Genomic DNA, 21,082 nt, shown 5'->3' with positions numbered 1-21,082 from the left:
GCATGAACACGGCCACGCTCAGTCTTGCCGGCAGCCACTATCCCGTGGCCGGGCATCTAACAGAACCCAGGTGGATGCGCTACCTGCTTTTGTTGATGGCGCTCGGCTTTCTGGCACTATTTCTGCTGGCACCCTTGCTGGTAGTGTTTATCGAGGCTTTTCGTCGAGGTGCCGCGCTTTACTGGCAGGCCATTGCCGACCCGGATGCCTGGTCAGCGATACGGCTGACCTTACTGGTTGCCGCCATCTCGTTGTCTGCCAATATGGTGTTTGGCGTGGCTATCGCATGGGCGATTACACGTTTCCAGTTCCGTGGAAAACAAGTACTGGTTACGCTGATCGATTTGCCTTTCACGGTATCGCCCGTTGTGGCGGGCCTGGTTTTTATTCTACTGTTTGGCCGCAACGGCTGGTTTGGCGATTGGCTGGGCGGTCATGATTTCAAAGTGGTTTACGCGGTGCCTGGCGTCATTCTTGCGACATTGTTCGTGACATTTCCCTTTGTGGCCAGATCATTGATACCACTGATGCAGGCACAAGGCAGCGACGAAGAGCATGCGGCGCTGACATTGGGCGCCAGCGGCTGGACCATATTTCGCAGCGTAACCCTCCCCAATATCAAGTGGGGCCTGCTCTATGGCGCCATTCTCTGCAACGCCAGGGCAATGGGAGAGTTCGGTGCGGTGTCGGTGGTATCCGGACATATTCGCGGATTAACCAATACGGTCACGCTGCACATCGAAATTCTCTACAACGAATACATGTTTTCCGCCGCGTTTGCGGTGGCCTCTCTGCTTGCCTTTCTGGCGCTGCTGACCCTGGCGCTCAAGAGCTGGGTAGAGTGGCGTACAGGGAGCGGCCAGGAGCCGGCATCATCATGAGTATTGAAGTGAGAAATCTGTCCCGCGCATTTGGCAACTTTCAGGCGCTCAATAATGTGTCATTGCATATCGACACGGGCGAACTGGTTGCCTTGTTGGGTCCTTCGGGCTGCGGCAAGACAACGCTGCTGCGTGTAATCGCAGGGCTGGAGCGACCGGATTCGGGCAGCGTGCTTTTTGCCGGTGAGGATGCGACCACCGTCGATATTCGCAAACGGCGAGTCGGTTTCGTGTTCCAGCACTATGCCTTGTTTCGACACATGACGGTATTCGAGAACGTCGCGTTCGGCCTGCGGGTGCGCCCACGTGCGCAGCGCCCCGCGGAGCGGGCAATCCAGCACAAGGTGCATGAACTTCTTCAGCTCGTGCAGTTGGACTGGTTGTCCGACCGCTATCCCGCGCAGTTGTCCGGTGGACAGCGTCAGCGCATTGCGCTGGCGCGCGCCCTGGCCGTCGAACCACGCGTGCTGTTGCTGGATGAGCCTTTTGGCGCGCTGGATGCCAAAGTCAGAAAAGAACTGCGGCGTTGGTTGCGACGCTTGCACGATGAGCTGAATGTGGCAAGTGTCTTTGTGACGCACGACCAAGAAGAAGCGCTTGAGGTTGCCGATCGCATCGTACTCATGAATGCCGGAAAGATAGAGCAGGTCGGTACGCCCAGAGAAGTGTGGGAGAAACCCGCAACGCCCTTTGTTTATGGTTTTCTGGGAGATGTCAATCAGTTCAGCGGCAGGCTGGAAGGCGGCGTACTGCATGCCGAGGGCATATCGTTTCCTTCTCCACCCCATGCCCAGGCGCAGGGCGCGCAGGCAACCGCCTATGTGCGCCCTCATGAGTTCGATATTGGCCGGCAGGCGCCACAGGGCCGGACGGGCATTGCTGTTCGGCTCAGTCATGCCTACCTGGCGGGCCCTAGCGCCTATCTTGAGCTGGCACATATCGATACCGGAAAGATCATCGAAGCCCAGGTGCCGGAACATCGATTTCGCGAACTGGATCTGCGCATTGGCGAGTCCCTATATGCCTTGCCCAGACATGCGCGGATCTTTCCGACTCCAATAGCACCGTAGAGGAAAACAATGACTGCTGATCGATGGACCACCTTATTGATGCATCTTCGACAGATTGCCAGCGATCACCCCAAGGTTGCCTTCGCTTCGTCGCTTGCTGCAGAAGACATGGTGTTGACGCATGCCATTCTGAGCGAAGGTCTGCCTATCGCTATCTTCACGCTGGATACTGGCCGCCTTCACGCCGAGACGCTTGGCCTGATCGATGCGATACGCGAGCGCTATGGCCGCGATATTGAGGTCTGGCGCCCAGATGCGAAGGCTGTGGCCCGGCATGTTGACGAGCATGGCGCCTTTGCCTTCTACGAAAGTTTGGCACTGCGCAAGGCCTGTTGCAATATGCGCAAAGTCGAACCGCTGCGACGCGCACTGGTCGGTCGTGATGCCTGGATTACCGGGCAGCGGCGTGAACAGTCCACCACGCGCACCGAACTTGCGCTGAATGAGTACGACGCGGTGTTTGGGCTGCAAAAGTACAACCCGCTGGCGTTATGGCATCACGACGACATCTGGCGCGCGATCCGTGCCATGAATATTCCCTACAACCCGCTGCATGACCAGGGCTATCCGTCCATTGGATGCGAACCCTGTACGCGAGCCATCAAGCCTGGCGAAGATCTGCGCGCCGGGCGCTGGTGGTGGGAAAACGCCGACGCCAGGGAGTGCGGTCTGCATACCGGCAATCTGCGAAACCGGGTTTTTGTTCTGGAGGAAAGATAAGCATCATGGTCGCATTACAGATAGACAGTCATTTGGACTGGCTGGAAGCTGAAGCCATTTACATCATGCGGGAACTTGCCGCAGAGAGCGAACGCCCCGTGCTGCTCTTCTCGGGTGGCAAGGACTCCTGCGTGCTCTTGCGTCTGGCCGAGAAAGCATTCAGGCCTTCGCGCTTTCCGTTTCCGCTGATGCATATCGACACGGGCCACAACTTTGACGAAGTAATCGCATTCCGAGATCGCCGCATCGCCGAGCTTGGCGAAACACTCATCGTACGCAGTGTCGAGGCGTCGATACAACGAGGCACTGTTGTGCTGCGCAGGGAGAACGATTCCCGCAACGCGGCCCAGGCGGTAACACTGCTTGAAGCCATCGAGGAATTCGGCTTTGATGCCTGTATCGGCGGCGCGCGACGCGATGAGGAAAAAGCGCGTGCCAAGGAGCGAATTTTCTCGTTTCGCGATGAGTTCGGAAAATGGGATCCCAAGGCCCAGCGTCCGGAGCTTTGGAACCTCTATAACACGCGTGTCCATGCAGGCGAGAACATGCGTGTCTTTCCAATTTCGAACTGGACGGAACTGGATGTCTGGCAATACATCCAGCGGGAAAACATTGCGTTGCCGTCCATCTACTATGCGCACGAACGGCAGGTGGTACGCCGACACGGCCTACTGGTGCCTGTCACCCCACTAACGCCACCCGCTCAAGAAGACATCATCGAAACACTGTCTGTGCGTTTTCGCACTGTTGGCGATATCTCGTGCACGTGCCCTGTTGCTTCCGTTGCATCGAGCGCAGCCGACATCATTGTCGAAACGGCCATGACGACGGTGACGGAGCGTGGCGCCACACGCATGGACGATCAGACGTCGGAGGCTTCCATGGAGCGCCGCAAGAAAAACGGGTATTTCTGATGGTCCTTATTTACAAACAGTCGGTCCAGGCATTCATTGATCGGATGCCGGGTATCAAGAACGAGTATCCACTATGAATGCCATCAACGAACAGTTTATCCAGACCAATGATCGCAGTGTTCTCCGTTTCATCACGGCAGGCTCTGTCGATGATGGAAAGTCCACACTGATCGGCCGCTTGTTGTTCGACAGCAAAACGGTGTTCGCTGATCAACTGCGCGCCATAGAGCGCTCTCGCTATCGCCGTCCAGAAGACCTTGAACCGAACCTGGCCATGCTCACCGATGGGCTCGAAGATGAGCGCGAGCAAGGCATTACGATCGATCTGGCCTATCGCTATTTCTCGACACCCAAGCGCAAGTTCATCGTAGCCGATGCCCCTGGGCACGAACAGTACACGCGTAATATGGTCACTGGTGCATCAACGGCGCATGCCGCCATTATTCTCGTGGATGCCAGCAAGGCGCGCGATGGGCAGCTGTTAGTGCAGACTCGGCGTCACAGCACAATCGCGCACTTACTGGGGGTGCGTCATATCATTGTGGCGGTGAACAAGCTTGATCTGCTCGATTGGAATGCAGACGTCTTTCAGCGCATTGAACATGCATATACGGAGCTTGCAAAAAAACTTGGCATCCCCCGTTTCCAGGTGATCCCCGTATCTGCGCTGCTTGGCGACAACATCGTTCGCGTATCCGGCAACACGCCGTGGTATAGAGGGCCGACTTTGTTGACGCTGCTGGAAACGCTGGAGGCGGATGAAGGCCTGGACCAGGGGCCGCTGCGCTTTCTGGTTCAATGGGTCGCACGGCATAACGGCAGTCAGGCAGATGGCCTGCGAGGTTACGCCGGCCAGGTGGCCAGTGGCACGTTGCGCAAAGGTGATGAGGTCATTGTCCAGCCCTCGGGCGTGCGTGCGACAGTCAAGGCGTTGCTCACCTTTGATGCAGAGGTGGAGCAAGCCAGTGCAGGCGTGCCTGTCACAGTGCTGCTCAATGAACATATCGATATATCCCGGGGAGACTGGCTGAGTCATAGCGTTCAGGCGCCTACGATTACGCGCGAGTTCGAAGCGGACCTTTGCTGGTTGGGTACGCAGCCACTGAATCCCGCACGCAAGTATCTGATCAAGCATGGCGCGAAAACAAGCAGTGCTCGGGTTGCTGACATCATCAATCGCCGCGACTTGCAGCACCTGGTCGAATTGCCCATGAACGGAGAGGCGCTGTCCATGAACGATATTGGCCGCGTCGCGATTCGAACACGAGATTCGTTGGCCGTGGATGGCTACGATGAGCTTGCCGCGACAGGTGCGTTTATTCTCATTGATGAGGCGACGCACCTCACGGTGGCAGGCGGTCTGATACGCAGGGCAGCGCCTGCTGATTGACTGGCTCTCAGCATGGCGAAATAGCGGTTTCATCGCTCACGCCGAACACAGGCGAGAAGGGCGGCTGGGATTGGAATGGTAAATTGGGCTGGTAACTGGCTGTGCAAAGCCCGTTCAATCAATATTGTATTGATGCTTACCAATCCACTGTCCAGGAGAAACCGTCATGGCAGATCAATTGAACGATGACCACCCGCTCGAGGTCGTCGTGGTCCCTCGCACCCACGATCTTGGGGATCAGTTCGAAGTAAGACGCGCGCTGCCCTCGCGCGAACGGCGTATGGTGGGCCCATTTGTATTTCTGGATCAGATGGGACCTCATGTGTTCAGTGCCGGCAAGGGGCTGGACGTCCGGCCGCATCCTCACATCGGATTGGCCACGGTCACCTACTTGTTCGATGGCGAGATTCTGCACCACGACAGCCTGGGTAGCCTGCAGACAATTCAGCCGGGCGACGTCAACTGGATGACAGCCGGAAAGGGAATCGTCCACTCGGAACGAACTGCGCCAGAGACAAGGCAGAGCGGTTCAGCGTTGTTTGGCATGCAATGCTGGGTCGCACTGCCCGAAGCACATGAAGAAGATGAGCCCGATTTCTTGCATGTTGGAAAATCTTCGCTTCCCGTCGAAGAAGGCGAGGGCGTATCGGCCAGAATTATTGCAGGCTGTTTTCTCGGGCACCGCTCCCCGGCGCCCATTCTGTCGGATTTGTTCCAGGCTGATGTCATGTTGGCGCCAGGCGCGACGCTGCAGATGCCCGCAGAGTATCCCGAACAGGCGATTTATGTTGCCCAAGGGGTACTGGATATTGGTCGCAACGAGCGCTATGACGCTGGACAACTGCTGGTGCTCAAACCCGGAAAAAGCGTCACACTGACTGCGGCGGGGCCAACTTCCACCAGATTGATGCTGTTCGGTGGCGCACCGATGGAATCTTCCCGCTATTTGTCCTGGAATTTTGTCTCCAGCTCCGCCGACCGTATCGAGCAGGCAAAGGAGGACTGGAAAGCAGGCCGTTTCCCCAAGGTGCCCGGCGAGTCGGACTTCATTCCTTTACCGGATATTCCCGGTAAGCCGGTACGATACCCATAGTCAGGAGGGAGTGCCGGGCGGGCATGGCACTTGCTGGAGGTGACTGACGCAGGGACGCGCCTGATGTACTGGGCGTGGACCGCGCATCTGCCAAATCGACAGCAAGGAGTGAAATATGATCGTCAAGAAGGGATCCGCCGTTTGGAAGGGGAGTTTCAAAGAAGGAGAAGGCTCCATCTCCACTGAAACCGGCGTGCTGAGCGACGCCCCTTATGGCGCGAAGGCACGCTTTGAGGATGGACGTGGAACCAATCCCGAAGAGCTGATCGGCGCTGCGCATGCCGCCTGCTTTTCGATGGCGCTTTCGCTGATGCTGAGCGAAGCGGGACTGCCACCGGAAGAAATCCGCACCACTGCCGACATTACGCTTGAAAAAGTAGGAGATGGGTTTGCCATTACCGCCAGCCATCTGACTGTGGTGGCGACAATCCCTGGCGCAGATCAGGCCAAGTTCGACGACATCGCTGACCAGGCGAAAGCGGGATGCCCTGTATCCAAACTGTTGAATGCGAAGATCTCCATGGATGCGACCCTGCAGTCCTAGATTGCAGCGCACTGAGGGAGTCTTCCCATGTCGACGCATCAACACTCGGCGGGAGGCTTGCGTCACCGCATCTCCTATGTGGATCAGCGCATCGTCTCGCCGCCCCCCTTGTCCGGGCAAGATCTTGACCCGATAGGCGCATCGTCGTCTGCGGTGCTGGTGCCAAGCGACCACGATGGCGCGCATCCAGCGTTGATACCGCTGCGAAGTTTTGTGCTGTTTGGCGACAGTCCTGGACAGGCGGAGCGTTGGCTTTCCACTGGCACCGAGCATGCGCTGGAACACGGGGTGCGGCCTTTGCTTGAATGGGCTGCCGCAGACAGCGCGGGGGTAGTGTGTCGCCGCCCCATGCAGGTCGATGTGTCGATATGGCAGCAGATTATTGCCCGCGTTCACCTCGACTACCCTGATTTTGCGTTTGTTGCCTGGACTCCTGGCCTGAATCCGCGCCAGATTGCGTCGCTGATCCCCGCAGGCTTTAGCGCGACCTGCCTCTCGCTTCCCTGGTGGGATGGTCGAGCGACGTGGTTGCTGGAGGAACACAAGCGCCTGTCACAGCTGGCGCCTGTTCTGGCACCTGTCGTGGACCTCGACGCGGCAAATGGGCAAGTCCAACCATCACAGCAGTTTGCAGGGATCCCGATGTCGGATCGTTTGTGGATGGCTGCTTTTTTTGGCGACGGCATTCTGATGACGCCATCTTCTGTGGCGGACGCAGACCCGGCTACGCTTGCCAAGGTGCAGCGATGGCTCGTACAGCAAACAACGTTGAACAACAGGCAAACGGGTGGTTCGTCTTGCATGGCGCATGCAGAAGCGCCCGTGCCGGGCACAGTTTCAGGGGAACGCATCGTGTGCCTGACCGGGCCGTTGGCGCAGGTATCGGCGTTCGCCCGCAGCGACGGGACAAGCAGTGCGCTGGTCGTCAACCCCGATAGGGAAGCGTCCACGATCGTGGATTGGAATATGCTGGCCGCGCGATTACCTGACGACCATGTTTTTCCGGAGGGTGCGACGACACCGGAAAAGTTGCCTCCGGGCGGGTTGACCCTCGCGCAGATTTGTCGCGCCGACCGGACAAGTGAGTCGATGCGAGGCGAAGACGCTTCGCGTATTGCCATTGAACACGTGACGCCTGCCGTCGATAACGGACTATTTGCGGCCAAGGCGTGCGTGGGTGATCGCGTGAGCGTGCAAGCCTCAATCTTTTCCGATGGCCATGAACGGATTTCAGCCAGCGTGCTGTGGCGATCCGCAAGCCAGACACCCTGGCAGCGCGTCACCATGCAAGAGGTGGGCAACGATGTATGGGAAGCAAGTTTTTATCCCCGGATTGTAGGCAGCTGTTTCTATATTGTTCAGGCATGGCGCGACGAATGGTCATCCTTCAGGGAGTATCTCGGCAAGAAGGTACAAGCAGGGCAGGAGGTCGCACTCGAGATCGAGGAGGGGCGCCAACTGTTGACGCAGACCATGGCGCGGATGCACGCTACCAGTCCAGAGATCGCTGTGCGCATTGAAGATTTTCGGCAAGCAACCGACGCGCCAGCGCCCGAGGCGATTGATGCGCTCCTTTCAACGGAGCTGGCACAGCTTATGCAGGCAAGCGAGCACCGACCTTTTCAGGTATGTTCGAACATGTATCCGCTGACCGTGGATCGTCGCAGGGCACGCTATGCCAGCTGGTACGAGTTGTTTCCGCGCTCGCAGGGTGCGGGGCGCGACACGCATGGCACCTTTCTGGATGTCGTGAATCGATTGTCCGATATTGCTGCGATGGGGTTCGATGTGTTGTATTTTCCGCCCATACACCCCATTGGGCGGGCCAACCGAAAAGGCCGGAACAATGCACTGCGCGCCGAACCCGACGATCCCGGCAGCCCCTATGCCATTGGCTCAGAGCAAGGCGGACACGACGTACTGCATCCCGAGCTTGGCGAGCCAGCGGATTTCCGGATGCTCCTCAACGCGGCCCAGGCGCATGGCATGGAAATCGCCATGGACTTTGCCATACAGTGTTCTCCGGATCATCCGTGGCTGACGACGCACCCCGATTGGTTCGATTGGCGAGCGGATGGAAGCTTGCGCTATGCGGAGAACCCGCCCAAACGCTATGAAGACATTGTTAACCCTGATTTCTACGATGCGCAGGGACGTCCGCGCGATGATTTATGGGCTGCGCTCCGCGACATCGTTCTCTTCTGGGCAGAGCAGGGCGTATCGACTTTTCGGGTCGACAACCCACACACCAAACCGTTGCCATTCTGGCAATGGATGATAGCGGAAGTGAAGACCAGATACCCACAGGTTGTTTTTCTGTCAGAGGCCTTCACCCGACCCAGGATGATGTATCGATTAGGCAAGATTGGATTCTCTCAGTCGTATACCTACTTTACCTGGCGCAACACCAAGCAGGAGCTGGAATCGTATTTGAGCGAATTGAACGCTGCCCCGGTTGCGGATTTTTTCCGTCCCAATTTTTTCGTGAATACGCCCGATATCAACCCCTGGTTCCTGCAGGATGGGGGCAGGGCGGCCTTTTTGATTCGCGCAGCGCTTGCAACCACGCTGTCAGGAGTGTGGGGCATGTACCAGGGTTTTGAACTGTGCGAAGCGACAGCGTTGCCGGGAAAGGAAGAGTATCTGAACTCGGAAAAGTACGAGATACGGCAATGGGATATGGCCCGACCCGGCAACATCGTGGCGGAAATTACCCAACTGAATCACTTGCGCCGCCTGAACCCGGCGCTGCAGTCGCATCTGGGCGTCCGTTTTCATCATATTGACAACGGGCATATTCTCTTTTTCACCAAATCGACGCGCGAAGCAGACAGTGTGGTCATTGTCGCCATCAGCCTGGATCCGCACGCCCCGCAGGCCGGCACGCTCCAGTTGCCTTTATGGTTGTGGGGCGTTCCCGACGAGGGAAAGGTGCATCTGCATGACCTGTGGGCCGATCAGGCATTTGAACTGACGGGCCAGCATCACCGTATTGAACTGACGCCTGAGCGCCCGTTCGTGATCTGGAGACTGTTGCCGTCATGGTAAAGCATACAGGAACCCCTTCGGCCCAAACGCAATCCGGTACGCTGCTGCGCGATGACGCGCTCTGGTACAAAGACGCCGTGATCTACCAGTTGCACGTCAAATCGTTCTTCGATGCCAATAACGATGGCGAGGGAGACTTCGCCGGGCTTGTCTCCAAACTGGACTACATCGCCAGCCTGGGCGTCAACACCATCTGGCTGCTGCCGTTCTATCCATCGCCAAGACGCGACGATGGCTACGATATTGCGGAATATAGAGGCGTACACGAAGGCTACGGCACACTGGGGGACGTGCGCAGACTGATACGCGAAGCGCATCAACGAGGGTTACGCGTGATTACCGAGTTGGTGGTCAATCACACCTCGGACCAGCATGCCTGGTTCCAGCGAGCACGGCGCGCAAAGCCAGGATCCGCGGCACGCAACTACTATGTCTGGTCCGACAACGACCAGGCCTATGCCGGGACGCGCATTATTTTCTGCGATACCGAGAAATCCAATTGGACCTGGGATCCTGTTGCCGGAGCCTACTTTTGGCATCGTTTCTATTCACATCAACCCGATCTGAACTACGATAATCCCAAGGTGCTGAAGGAAGTCATCGCAGTCATGCGGTTCTGGTTGGATATGGGGGTGGACGGTCTCAGGTTGGATGCCGTTCCCTACCTCGTTGAGCGAGAGGGTACGAACAACGAGAATCTGCCCGAAACCCATGCGATTCTGCGCCAGATCAGGGCCGCCATGGACAAGGACTATCCTGGTCGTCTGTTGCTTGCAGAAGCCAATCAATGGCCAGAGGACGCACAGGAATACTTCGGCCAAGGCGATGAGTGCCATATGTCGTTTCATTTTCCGTTGATGCCGCGCATGTATATGGCCATCGCACGCGCCGACCGGTTTCCCATTACCGACATCATGCAGCAGACGCCGGAAATACCCGCCAATTGCCAGTGGGCCATTTTTCTGCGCAATCACGATGAACTGACGCTGGAAATGGTGACCAGTAGCGAGCGTGATTATCTATGGGATGTCTATGCGGCAGACCGCCGCGCCCGCATCAATCTGGGCATACGCCGCCGCCTGTCTCCGTTGCTTGAGCGCGACCGCCGTCGCATTGAGCTGATGAATAGCCTGTTGCTGTCCATGCCTGGTACGCCAGTGCTGTATTACGGTGATGAAATTGGAATGGGAGACAACATACACTTGGGCGATCGCGACGGCGTGCGTACACCTATGCAATGGTCCCCGGATCGCAACGGCGGGTTTTCACGGGCAGATCCGGAGCGGCTCCCCTTGCCGGTGCTGATGGGACCACTGTACGGCTACGAGGCTGTCAATGTCGAGGCGCAACAGCGCGACCCGCACTCGCTGCTTAACTGGACTCGCAGAATGCTCATCAAGCGGCAGCAGCAAACCCATGTATTTGGTCGCGGCAGCTTGCGCTTTCTGTTTCCCGGCAATCGCAAGATTCTGGCTTATCTGCGCGAATACGAAGAAGTGAGTCTGCTTTGCGTAGCGAATCTCTCGAATGCATCGCAGCCTGTCGAACTTGATCTATCCATGATGTCGGGTAGGGTGCCCATTGAAATCCTGGGTGGTACGCCGTTTCCGACGATCGGCGAGTTGCCTTATCTTTTGACGCTGCCGCCCTATGGTTTTTACTGGTTTGAACTGAGCGCAAGCGCCGCACCACCTTCGTGGCATGCGGCGGCGCCGGAACAAATGCCCGAGTACGCCACGTTGGTGTTAAGACGTAAAGCAGGCTATCAGTTGATGGAAGGATCCATGCGCACGTTGTGCCAAACGGTGTTGCCTGTCTACCTGCAGCGCCAGCGCTGGTTTTCGGGTGGACACGGGCCGGCGTCGATCGCGATTTCCTATGTTGTGCCATTACCCTCCCAGACAGATCTGTTCCTGGCTGAGATAACGCTGGAGCAGGAAGGTAGCCAGCAGGCGTATTTTTTGCCGCTGGCGCTGCTGTGGAGTGAGGCGATAGGCGGCATGCCTGCGCAGTACGCGATGGCAAGAGTGCGTCGAGGCTCGGAATTGGGCCTGGCTACCGACGGCTACTCGGTGCCGGAGTTCGTACAAGCTCTGCTCGAGAATTTCCGCGCGGAGACAAAGCTGTCTGTAAGAACGACTGTTGGCAAGGCCAGCATACAGTTTCGCGCAGAGTCCAGATTGCATGACGTGCCATGGCCACCTGATCCAGAAATGCTGTGGTTTCATGGTGAGCAGAGCAATAGTTCTCTGATGATAGGTGACGACGCCGCCCTGAAACTGGTGCGGCACGTCGTGGCCGGCATACATCCCGAAGCGGAAATGTCACGGCATCTAGGTCGCGCGGGATATGGCAATATCGCTGCGCTGCTTGGGGAGTTGTTGCGCGTGGATGCGGATGGAACGCCTCACACGCTGGCGTTGCTGCATTGCCGGATCAACAATCAGGGCGATGCCTGGTCCTGGACGCAGGAATATCTCAAGCGCATGCTGGAGAATGCCGCCTTTACGGACGTGTCCGATGAGTCTCGCGTCGAGCACGAGGAAGAGTTGCATGGCTACCGGAGCATGGCGGCTACCATAGGCCGACGGCTGGCGCAGATGCACGCCGTGCTGGCACAACCCTGCGAGGATGAGGCCTTTCAACCGACACAGGCGCGGCGGCGCGACGCTCAAGCATGGGCGAGATCCGTTCGCACAATGCTTGAACGCGCAATCAAAGCAGCCGCGGGAATGCGCACGCAATTACCGGAGTCTGCGCAATCACAGTTGCGCGAACTGGAGCAGGACAAGAAGTCGCTGTCGGGGCAGATCGACAAGATTGCGCAGGCGCTGACGGATACTGTCTTAACGCGGATCCACGGCGATCTGCATCTCGGGCAAGTACTGATTGCACAGAGCGATGCCTACTTCATCGACTTTGAAGGCGAGCCGGTGCGGCCGCTGGATGAACGCCGCACCAAGACGAGCGCATGGCGTGATGTGGCTGGAATGATACGCTCTTTCGACTATGCGTCGGCGGCGTTTGCCATGGCCGAGGCGTCTGCGTCTCCCGCCGCGAATACAGACGACGCGCAGGAGGCGGCCAGGATATCTGCTCAGAGCGCCGGGCCCAGTGGGCCACCTGGTCTGGCTCAGATCCGCCAGAGGATGCTCGACCAGTTTTGCCTGAGTGCCACCACCGCATTTCTGGAAGGATATGCCAATGCCATGGCCGAGGCGGCAGGCCCGCAGGTCGAAACGCAGAGTGTTGATCAATCGGCAACGGATTCCTGGCCTGCGATGGAGGACCATGGCTTGCTCAATCTCGCCTTGCTGGAGAAGGCAGCTTATGAAGTGTGCTATGAGGTTGCGCATCGGCCGCTCTGGGTGGGCATCCCACTGAAAGGGCTGTTGGACGCGGTCAGGCGGATACAGAGGGCCAGCGCATCGGCCGGAGGTGCCAGCCGATCATGAGCAATAAGCACCAGACGTCCCCAGGAAACACCACGCAGAAGGCTGCTTCGTCGGACCAAGAATCCGTACCCCTGCTCGGCGCGCTCGATATTCATCTGATCGGAGAGGGCAGACATCAGCATATTGCCGACTGCCTTGGCGCCCACGTTATCGAGCGGCAAGGTGTTCTCGGTACACGATTTGCCGTCTGGGCGCCTAACGCCAGTGCGGTGGCAGTGGTTGGAGATTTCAACGATTGGCGCGAAGCCGCCCATCCCATGAAACTGCTGCCCGATTGTGGCGTCTGGGTGTTGTTCATCCCCGAGATCCAGGCCGGCGCCCTTTACAAGTTTGCCTTGCGCAATCATGCAGGGCAAGGCTTGCCCTACAAGGCAGATCCCTACGCAAGGCAAACCGAAAGGCCGCCAGCAACGGCCTCTGTGGTTTCTGATCCAGAGGAATTTGCCTGGACCGATGACGCCTGGATGGCGCACCGGGCGCTCAAACAGGCGCCGAATGCGCCTATCTCTATTTACGAAGTCCATGTCGACTCATGGTTGCGTCAAAGCGGCAGCACCAGTCTATGGGAAGAAATGGGCGCTCGCCTGATCGACTATGCTGTCGAGATGGGCTTCACTCATCTAGAGCTGTTGCCGATTACGGAACATCCCTTTGGCGGCTCTTGGGGATATCAACCGCTTGGCCTTTATGCGCCTTCTGCGCGGTATGGAACGCCTGCGCAGTTTGCCGCATTCGTGGATCGCTGCCATGCCGCGGGGCTGGGCCTGATTCTGGATTGGGTACCCGCGCATTTTCCGTCAGACGCACATGGCTTGGCTAACTTTGACGGTACCGCCCTTTACGAGCATGCCGATCCCAGACAGGGATTTCACCCGGACTGGAATACGCTCATCTACAATCTGGGCCGTAATGAGGTGCGCAATTTCCTGGTTGGCAGCGCGCTGGAGTGGCTGCGCCGCTATCATGTCGACGGATTGCGGGTAGATGCAGTAGCGTCTTTACTCTATCTTGATTACAGCCGCAAAGCGGGCGAGTGGCTGCCTAATCGCCATAGCGGCCGCGAAAATCTCGAATCGGTGCAGTTTCTGCAGGCGTTGAACACCCTGATCAAGCAAATATGCCCCGGCGCCCTCATGATTGCGGAGGAGTCAACCGCATGGCCGGGCGTGACCGCCGCGGTGGAGCAGGGCGGGCTGGGATTTGATTACAAGTGGAATATGGGATGGATGCATGACACCTTGCGTTATATGCATCTTGATCCCGTCCATCGGCGCTATCACCACAACGATATGACATTCGGCATGGTGTACGCCTATTCCGAACACTTTGTCCTGCCGCTTTCGCACGACGAGGTTGTGTACGGCAAGGGGGCTTTGATAGAAAAAATGCCCGGCGACAGCTGGCAGCGCTTCGCGAATCTGCGGGCGTATCTCGGCTTCATGTGGACCCATCCGGGCAAGAAGCTTTTGTTCATGGGCTGCGAACTGGCCCAATGGCAGGAATGGGACCATGACGGCGAGCTGGACTGGGCATGCCTGCATGATGCAGCGCGAGCGCGCGACGCCAGGCTGCCTGATACGCGCGGCAAGGTGTCTGACCTTGCAGGCAATCCTCACGCGGGCGTACAACGCTTGCTTGGCGATCTGAACATGTTGTATCGCCAGGAGCCTGCCCTGCATGGCAGCGACACTGTACCGGAAGGCTTCGCCTGGGTCATCGGCGACGACGCCGACAACAGCGTTTTCGCTTTTCTGCGCCGCCACCACGACCGAACTGTGCTGATGGTCAGCAACATGACGCCCATGCCCCGCAGAGATTACCGCATTGGCGTCCCCAAACCCGGGCGGTGGCGCGAAGCCATCAACACCGACGCAGAGCACTATGGCGGATCGAACGTTGGCAATCAGGGCGCAGCCCATACGCAGGCGGTGGTGTCACATGGATACGCTCAGTCACTGTCATTGATGCTGCCGCCTCTCGCAACACTTGTTTTCATCGCAGAAGGGTAAAACATGAGATTGACGTTGCCCGATATATTAGCGCCAGGTTTGCCCTATCCACTGGGCGCCTCCAGTGATGGGTTGGGTGTCAATTTTGCAGTGTTCTCCGCGAACGCCAGCAAAATCGATCTGTGCATTTTCGACCCTCGCGGCCGCAAAGAACTCAAACGCTATAGCATGCCCGAGTGTACGGATGAGATCTGGCATGGCTACCTGCCAGATGCCGAGCCTGGCCTGATATACGGCTACAGAGCCCATGGCCCTTACGACCCCAGGCACGGCCATCGTTTCAACCCTCAAAAACTGCTCATCGATCCCTACGCGCGCAAGCTTGCAGGGCAGTTGCGATGGTCCGACGCGCTGTTCGGGTATCGCGTCCAGCACGCCAAGGCCGATCTTAGCCAGGATAGACGCGATTCATCTCTGTTTGTGCCCAAATGCGTGGTCACCAGCGATAACTTCAACTGGGGCACGGCGTCGCGCACGACGATTCCCTGGGCGGATACGGTTATCTATGAAGCACATCTGCGCGGCGTTTCGTTGCAGCGCGAGGATGTGCGTCCGGAGTGGCGAGGAAGCAGCGACGGGCTGGCGCATCCTCGCTTCATTGACCATCTTCACAAACTGGGCGTGACGACGATTGAACTGCTGCCCGTACATGCCTACCTGAACGATCATTTTCTCGTCGAGCGCGGGCTTCGAAACTATTGGGGATACAACAGCCTGGCTTTTTTTGCCCCCGAACTTTCCTATCTGACAGGCGGCCGCAACAACGACTTGCGCATGGCAATACGCCGCCTTCAGCAGGCCGGCATTGAAGTGATACTGGACGTGGTCTACAACCATACGTGCGAAGGCAATGAGCTTGGTCCAACGCTGTCGTGGCGTGGCCTGGACAACGCCAGTTATTATCGCCTGGTCCCGGGTGACGAACGCTATTACATCAATGATACCGGTTGTGGCAATACCGTTAACCTCTCGCACCCCAGGGTGCTTCAGATGGTCATGGACTCGTTGCGTTACTGGGCACAGAGCTACCGCATCGACGGCTTTCGCTTCGACCTGGGTACGACCTTGGGGCGCGAGGGCACTGGTTTTGATCCGGGTTCAGGGTTTTTTGACGCAATTCTGCAAGACCCCGTGCTGTCGCGCCTCAAACTGATTTCAGAACCTTGGGATACGGGGCCCGACGGCTATCAGCTGGGCAATCATCCCCCGGGATTTGCCGAGTGGAATGACCGCTTTCGGGATGGCATGCGCCGGTTCTGGAAAGGCGAGCCCGGATTGCGTGGCGATCTGGCAGACTGGCTGATCGGCTCGCCAGCCATCTTCGATCGCCGCCACCGACGCCCCTGGGCCTCTGTCAACTACATCGCATCGCATGATGGCTTCACCGCTCACGACCTCGTATCATTCAACGAGAAACACAACGAAGCCAATGGTGACGACAACGCCGATGGCCATGGTGAAAACTACAGCGCCAACTGGGGCCATGAAGGAGAGACCGATAACATCGACATCCTTCGCATCCGCGGGACGGTGCTGCGCTCAATGTTGGCCAGCGTGTTCTTTTCGAATGGCACACCCATGCTGCTTGCAGGCGATGAGTTCGGCAATAGCCAGGGAGGCAACAACAACGCGTACTGTCAGGACAACGAAACCTCGTGGCTGGACTGGACCCAGGCAGCGTCGCCACAAGGTCGAGCATTGACTGCCTATGTTGCCAGGCTGGGTGCGTTACGACGCCAACACCCCTCATTGCGTGTTGCGCGTTTTGAAGATGGCAATCATGAGATCCAACAGGGGCTACCTCGTATCTGCTGGTACGACATGGATGGCAAGGCCATGTCGCAGGCAGCCTGGGATTACCACGACGGGCGCGTGCTGGGATTGCAGCGGGCAGCGTCATTGCAGGACGGCACTATCGACATCACCTTGCTCCTGCTCAATGCCGGCGACAAACCCATTGAATTTATGCTGCCGTCGTTACCTTGCGCCATGGCCATACAACTGGACAGCAGTGCGCCCGATGCCAGGCCAGGTGTGCCCGCGCAGCATCATGTCAAGGTCGCCGCTCACGGACTCGTGCTGCTTGCCGGTATAGAAGCTCAATCCCAGCCGGAGTCGTAAATGGGGGAAAAGGGTAGCGCGGACTTACATCGACTGGCGTATGCAGCAGGACTTACCCCTGTCTGGCAAGATGTATTTGGCAATATGCGCCAAGTATGCGATGACAGCCTGCGCAGCCTCCTTGTGGCAATGGGGCTTCCGTGCGCATCCGCAGCGCAGATACAAGACAGCTATCGCCTCTTGGCAGCAAGCGAAGCCGCTGACAATGTGGTTGCGAGCAAGCGGTTATGGGTGATCGATGTGGGGCAATCCTTGATCATCCCCTGGCGCGACGCCTTACCTTATCAGCTCAGGCTTGAGTCCGGCAAACGGATTGATGGCACTGCGGAACGACAAACGCATGACAGGGTGTGTATTCCTGCAATCAATGAGCCTGGTTATCACACACTTTGTATCGGCAATGCCTGTATATCGATTGCGGTCTGTCCACACTGCTGTCCTTCGGTGCGCGCAAGCGCCGATGCAGAGCAGTCGCGCGCATGGGGCATCGCCACGCAGGTCTATAGTCTGCGCAGCGCAGTCGCCGCCAACGGGGCTGGCGATTTTTCCTTGCTCGCCAGGTTTGCCACGCAGGCGGGCCATGTTGGCGCCAGTGCGCTGGCCATCAGCCCCGTTCATGCAATGTTCACCGCAGCGCCTGAACGGTACAGTCCCTATTCGCCCTCCAGCCGATTGTTTCTGAACGTTGCTTACGCCGAGCCGGAGCTGGTGTTGGGACGCAAAGTGGTGGCCTGTGCGATGACTGACAGCCCCATTGCCTCTGATGTGCTTCGTGCGGCAGGCTGGTCTCATCTGGCGGATCCCAGCGAGGCGAGGGCAGGGGATAAGTGCATGCAGGCAGACACGATAGATTGGCACGCTCTGGTGCCAGCGCGTCTTGCCATATTGCGCGTGCTATTCGAGCGGTTTGAAGAGTATGCCACCGATACATTGGCACGGGATTTTCGCCAGTTTTGCCAAGAGGGTGGCGATGCATTGGAAAGCCATGCGCGCTACGAGGCATTGTCAACGCAATATTGCCGTGAACTGGGGCCTGAGAGCGGCTGGCAGAATTGGCCATCGCCACTGCACAATCCGGACGGAGAGGCCGTCCGCCATTATGCTCAGGCGCATCGCGCAGAGGTGGACTTTCATTGCTTCACCCAATGGCTGGCCGATCGTGGGCTTGCCAACGCGCAAGCGGCAGCGCGCGCCAGCGGCATGTCTGTTGGACTGATCGCCGATCTGGCCATTGGTACGGATGCGCGAGGCAGCCACGCATGGCGCCGTCAGGCCGATATGCTGCAGAAGGTGTCCGTAGGCGCGCCACCAGATTTGTTTCAGCCGCTAGGCCAGTCCTGGGGCATTACCGCGTTTTCACCGCATGCTTTGCGCAACAGCGCATATGCGGGTTTTGTCGAAACGCTGCGCGCCAACCTGCGCCATGCTGGCGGCATACGCATCGATCATGTTATGGGCCTGGCACGCATGTGGTTGGTGCCTGAAGACGCAGAGGCTGGCGACGGCGCATACCTGCAGTATCCATTCAGGGAGATGCTCGGCCTGCTTGTGCTTGAGGCGTGGCGACACAAGGCCATTGTCATCGGCGAAAATCTCGGCACTGTCGAGCCTGATTTCAACAACACGCTGAAGCAAAAGGGCATTTTTGGCACCAGTGTGCTGTGGTTTCAGCATGACGAGCCCTGGCCCGACTGGACCATGGCAACCACCACGACTCATGATCTTCCCACGATAGAAGGGTGGTGGAGAGGTCGGGATATACAGTGGCAGGCGCAACTGGGGCAACTATCAGCTGAGCAGGCTGAAACACAGCGCCAACTGAGGGCGGCGGAAAAAACAGCGCTGCTGTCCAGGCTGCCTTCATACCGTGCTCAGGATGCGGGTGAGAACGTTGCACCAAGACAGGCTATTCTCGAGTATGTAGCCGCGACCCCCAGCCCGCTGGTGATGATTCCCATCGAAGATATCCTGGGCGTACTTGAACAGCCCAATCTACCTGGCACAGTCGCTGTTTCTGCACTGCCATCGTTTTCGATGCGTGTATTGTCCCCGTTGCCAGCCTTCGTCCAGACGGTGTCATCAATGGCGGGCGCAGCCGCTCCCGACAGCCATCCCAGCTGGATCCAGCGCTTACCGCAGCCTGTCTGCCGCGTGTTTGACCAGGCAGACAGCCAAAAAAGCCTGGCCAGCATCATACAAGGCAGGTCAGGCTAGGCCGAATCTTTGAGCGCATTCAATCAAACTTGACGATCTTGAACGTAAGCCGGTCCTGATCATCATGGCCCACACTGTAGCCAAGGCGCTCGTTGATGGTGTTGTCGGGGTGAAACGTCAGGATGGAAGGCTTGATGTGTTCGATCTCGTTTTCGTTCACATAAACCGAGTTGGCAATGATGACTTCGTCGCCGCGTTGGCATGTGCGGGCTGCCGCGCCATTCAGGATGCAGCAGCGCGAACCGCGCTCACCATATATGACATAGGTGCTGATGCGCGCGCCGGAATTTTTGTTCCAGATATCGACGAACTCCATGGGCAGGATGCCCGCCGCCTCGCAGTGATCTGGATCCAGGGTAATGGATCCGTGATAGTCGAGGTCTGCGCCGGTAACGCGTATGCCGTGGAGTTTGCCGCGAACTACTTTTCTCACTGGTATTCTCTAAGTAGGGGAAGGGGACGCGTATTGTAATATGGGCGATTGCGCGACGTGGGTGCGCGCCCGTCTTTCGCCCGCCTGCCAGAATGATAGGTTGTAACGATACATGCTCCATGTCAGCGATGCGGTTGTCCTGAACGAAGACGAAATCGAATTCTCCATGATTCGTGCGCAGGGCGCGGGCGGCCAGAACGTCAACAAGGTGTCCAGTGCCGTTCATCTGCGGTTTGACATTGCTCGCTCCAGCCTTTCTGACAGCAACAAGACTGCGTTGCTTGATTTTCCGGACAGGCGCATCTCGAAAGAAGGCGTCATCATCATCAAGGCGCAATCATTTCGCAGCCAGGAGAAAAACCGCAGCGATGCAATCGAACGCCTGATCGCATTGGTTCGCACTGCGCTGGACAAGCCAGCCCCTCGCAAACCGACCCGACCGACACGGGCATCCCAAAGACGCCGGGTGCAGCGCAAGATAGTGCACGGACAGGTGAAGCGTTTGCGGGGAAAATCCATCGACTTGGCATAGGGCATGCCTGAGTGCATTGATTGGAGGCATTTATCCTGCGTACTACGCCATGTGGGTGAAAAGGACGATAGCCGATAGAACGCATAATGTATATTATGTAAAGTCTCATAGGGAACGGCAGCATCTTCAAGTCAACAGGAGCAACCTGGATGATGGCACAGTGGGTTGATCTGTCAGGGGGCACGACGCGCCCCTGCCCCACCTGCAATATCATGCACCCTGTAGCGCCTCATTCCATCAGTACATGACAACCGAGCGTATGGATTCACCGCGCTTCATGAGTTCAAAGCCTTCATTGATCTGTTCCAGCGCCAGGGTGTGTGTAATGAGGTCGTCGATATTGATCTTTCCATCCATATACCAGTCGACGATGGCGGGAACATCTGTTCGGCCACGCGCACCGCCGAAAGCCGAGCCTTTCCAGACACGCCCGGTCACCAGCTGGAACGGACGGGTGGCGATTTCGGCGCCGGCTTCGGCGACGCCGATGATAATGGACTGGCCCCAGCCGCGATGGCAGCATTCGAGTGCCTGGCACATGACTTTGGTGTTGCCGATGCATTCAAAGGAGTAGTCCGCGCCGCCGTCGGTAAGCTGGATAATATGGTCGACCACGTTCTCGACCTGGTTGGGATTGATGAAATCTGTCATCCCGAAC

The 21,082-nt window shown here is 57.8% G+C and carries 15 protein-coding genes; 13 read left to right on the top strand and 2 right to left on the bottom strand.

What is annotated here, in order from left to right; all coding sequences use genetic code 11:
* Positions 1-2 precede the first annotated feature (2 nt).
* The 12 genes from cysW (at position 3) to malQ (ending at position 19,459) form a co-directional block, all read left to right on the top strand.
* Positions 3-881 (top strand): sulfate ABC transporter permease subunit CysW, encoded by an 879-nt coding sequence (gene cysW, locus ERE07_RS13205; RefSeq protein ID WP_209021152.1) that lies wholly within the window; start codon positions 3-5, stop codon positions 879-881.
* Positions 878-1,951 carry a sulfate/molybdate ABC transporter ATP-binding protein gene (locus ERE07_RS13200; RefSeq protein WP_130009478.1) on the top strand — a complete coding sequence of 358 codons (1,074 nt, stop codon included), beginning with the start codon at positions 878-880 and terminating at the stop codon, positions 1,949-1,951. Before cysW ends, ERE07_RS13200 begins: the two co-directional genes overlap by 4 nt.
* Before the next feature lie 9 nt (positions 1,952-1,960).
* Positions 1,961-2,671 carry a phosphoadenylyl-sulfate reductase gene (locus ERE07_RS13195; protein ID WP_130009476.1) on the top strand — a complete coding sequence of 237 codons (711 nt, stop codon included), beginning with the start codon at positions 1,961-1,963 and terminating at the stop codon, positions 2,669-2,671.
* Positions 2,672-2,676: 5 nt separating this feature from the next.
* Positions 2,677-3,585 (top strand): sulfate adenylyltransferase subunit CysD, encoded by a 909-nt coding sequence (cysD, locus tag ERE07_RS13190; RefSeq protein ID WP_130009474.1) that lies wholly within the window; start codon positions 2,677-2,679, stop codon positions 3,583-3,585.
* A gap of 73 nt (positions 3,586-3,658) precedes the next feature.
* Positions 3,659-4,975, top strand: a complete 1,317-nt coding sequence (locus ERE07_RS13185; protein ID WP_130009472.1) for a sulfate adenylyltransferase subunit 1 — start codon at positions 3,659-3,661, stop codon at positions 4,973-4,975.
* A gap of 166 nt (positions 4,976-5,141) precedes the next feature.
* A complete protein-coding gene (locus ERE07_RS13180; RefSeq protein WP_130009470.1) occupies positions 5,142-6,068 on the top strand; it encodes a pirin family protein in 927 nt (308 codons plus the stop codon).
* A 118-nt stretch (positions 6,069-6,186) separates the two neighbouring features.
* Positions 6,187-6,612, top strand: coding sequence for an OsmC family protein (locus tag ERE07_RS13175; protein WP_280634373.1), 426 nt, complete (start codon positions 6,187-6,189; stop codon positions 6,610-6,612).
* A gap of 27 nt (positions 6,613-6,639) precedes the next feature.
* The gene (locus tag ERE07_RS13170) at positions 6,640-9,660 is read left to right on the top strand and encodes an alpha-1,4-glucan--maltose-1-phosphate maltosyltransferase (RefSeq protein WP_130009467.1); all 3,021 of its coding nucleotides are present in this window, start codon (positions 6,640-6,642) and stop codon (positions 9,658-9,660) included.
* Positions 9,654-13,115 (top strand): maltose alpha-D-glucosyltransferase, encoded by a 3,462-nt coding sequence (treS, locus tag ERE07_RS13165; RefSeq protein WP_130009466.1) that lies wholly within the window; start codon positions 9,654-9,656, stop codon positions 13,113-13,115. The genes ERE07_RS13170 and treS overlap by 7 nt, the downstream gene beginning before the upstream one ends.
* Positions 13,112-15,124, top strand: a complete 2,013-nt coding sequence (gene glgB, locus ERE07_RS13160) for a 1,4-alpha-glucan branching protein GlgB (protein WP_130009464.1) — start codon at positions 13,112-13,114, stop codon at positions 15,122-15,124. The genes treS and glgB overlap by 4 nt, the downstream gene beginning before the upstream one ends.
* Positions 15,125-15,127: 3 nt before the next feature.
* Positions 15,128-17,245 (top strand): glycogen debranching protein GlgX, encoded by a 2,118-nt coding sequence (gene glgX, locus ERE07_RS13155; RefSeq protein WP_130009462.1) that lies wholly within the window; start codon positions 15,128-15,130, stop codon positions 17,243-17,245.
* On the top strand, positions 17,246-19,459 hold the full coding sequence (gene malQ / locus ERE07_RS13150; protein ID WP_130009461.1) for a 4-alpha-glucanotransferase: 2,214 nt from the start codon (positions 17,246-17,248) through the stop codon (positions 19,457-19,459).
* Positions 19,460-19,478: 19 nt separating this feature from the next.
* Here the strand turns inward: malQ and panD are convergent, their stop codons facing one another.
* A complete protein-coding gene (panD, locus tag ERE07_RS13145) occupies positions 19,479-19,892 on the bottom strand; it encodes an aspartate 1-decarboxylase (protein ID WP_130009459.1) in 414 nt (137 codons plus the stop codon).
* 112 nt (positions 19,893-20,004) lie between these two features.
* Here panD and arfB point away from each other — a divergent pair, with 112 nt between their 5' ends.
* Entirely contained in the window at positions 20,005-20,424 is a 420-nt protein-coding gene (arfB, locus tag ERE07_RS13140; protein ID WP_130009458.1) for an alternative ribosome rescue aminoacyl-tRNA hydrolase ArfB, read from the top strand.
* 237 nt (positions 20,425-20,661) lie between these two features.
* On the opposite strand, the gene ERE07_RS13135 is transcribed toward arfB, so the two are convergent.
* Positions 20,662-21,082, bottom strand: a 421-nt coding sequence (locus ERE07_RS13135; RefSeq protein WP_167670891.1) for a zinc-binding dehydrogenase, incomplete at its 5' end; no start/stop codon positions are given.

Origin of the sequence: Allopusillimonas ginsengisoli (assembly GCF_004153455.1) — a bacterium.
Taxonomy (GTDB): Bacteria; Pseudomonadota; Gammaproteobacteria; order Burkholderiales; family Burkholderiaceae_B; genus Allopusillimonas; species Allopusillimonas ginsengisoli.
Note: the sequence above shows the minus strand (reverse complement) of the source record. Positions and strands in the feature narration are given on the sequence as shown.

Coding starts and splice junctions, on each gene's coding strand:
- cysW (WP_209021152.1), top strand. CDS start 3: ATGAACACGGCCACGCTCAGTCTTGCCGGCAGCCACTATCCCGTGGCC.
- ERE07_RS13200 (WP_130009478.1), top strand. CDS start 878: ATGAGTATTGAAGTGAGAAATCTGTCCCGCGCATTTGGCAACTTTCAG.
- ERE07_RS13195 (WP_130009476.1), top strand. CDS start 1,961: ATGACTGCTGATCGATGGACCACCTTATTGATGCATCTTCGACAGATT.
- cysD (WP_130009474.1), top strand. CDS start 2,677: ATGGTCGCATTACAGATAGACAGTCATTTGGACTGGCTGGAAGCTGAA.
- ERE07_RS13185 (WP_130009472.1), top strand. CDS start 3,659: ATGAATGCCATCAACGAACAGTTTATCCAGACCAATGATCGCAGTGTT.
- ERE07_RS13180 (WP_130009470.1), top strand. CDS start 5,142: ATGGCAGATCAATTGAACGATGACCACCCGCTCGAGGTCGTCGTGGTC.
- ERE07_RS13170 (WP_130009467.1), top strand. CDS start 6,640: ATGTCGACGCATCAACACTCGGCGGGAGGCTTGCGTCACCGCATCTCC.
- treS (WP_130009466.1), top strand. CDS start 9,654: ATGGTAAAGCATACAGGAACCCCTTCGGCCCAAACGCAATCCGGTACG.
- glgB (WP_130009464.1), top strand. CDS start 13,112: ATGAGCAATAAGCACCAGACGTCCCCAGGAAACACCACGCAGAAGGCT.
- glgX (WP_130009462.1), top strand. CDS start 15,128: ATGAGATTGACGTTGCCCGATATATTAGCGCCAGGTTTGCCCTATCCA.
- malQ (WP_130009461.1), top strand. CDS start 17,246: ATGGGGGAAAAGGGTAGCGCGGACTTACATCGACTGGCGTATGCAGCA.
- arfB (WP_130009458.1), top strand. CDS start 20,005: ATGCTCCATGTCAGCGATGCGGTTGTCCTGAACGAAGACGAAATCGAA.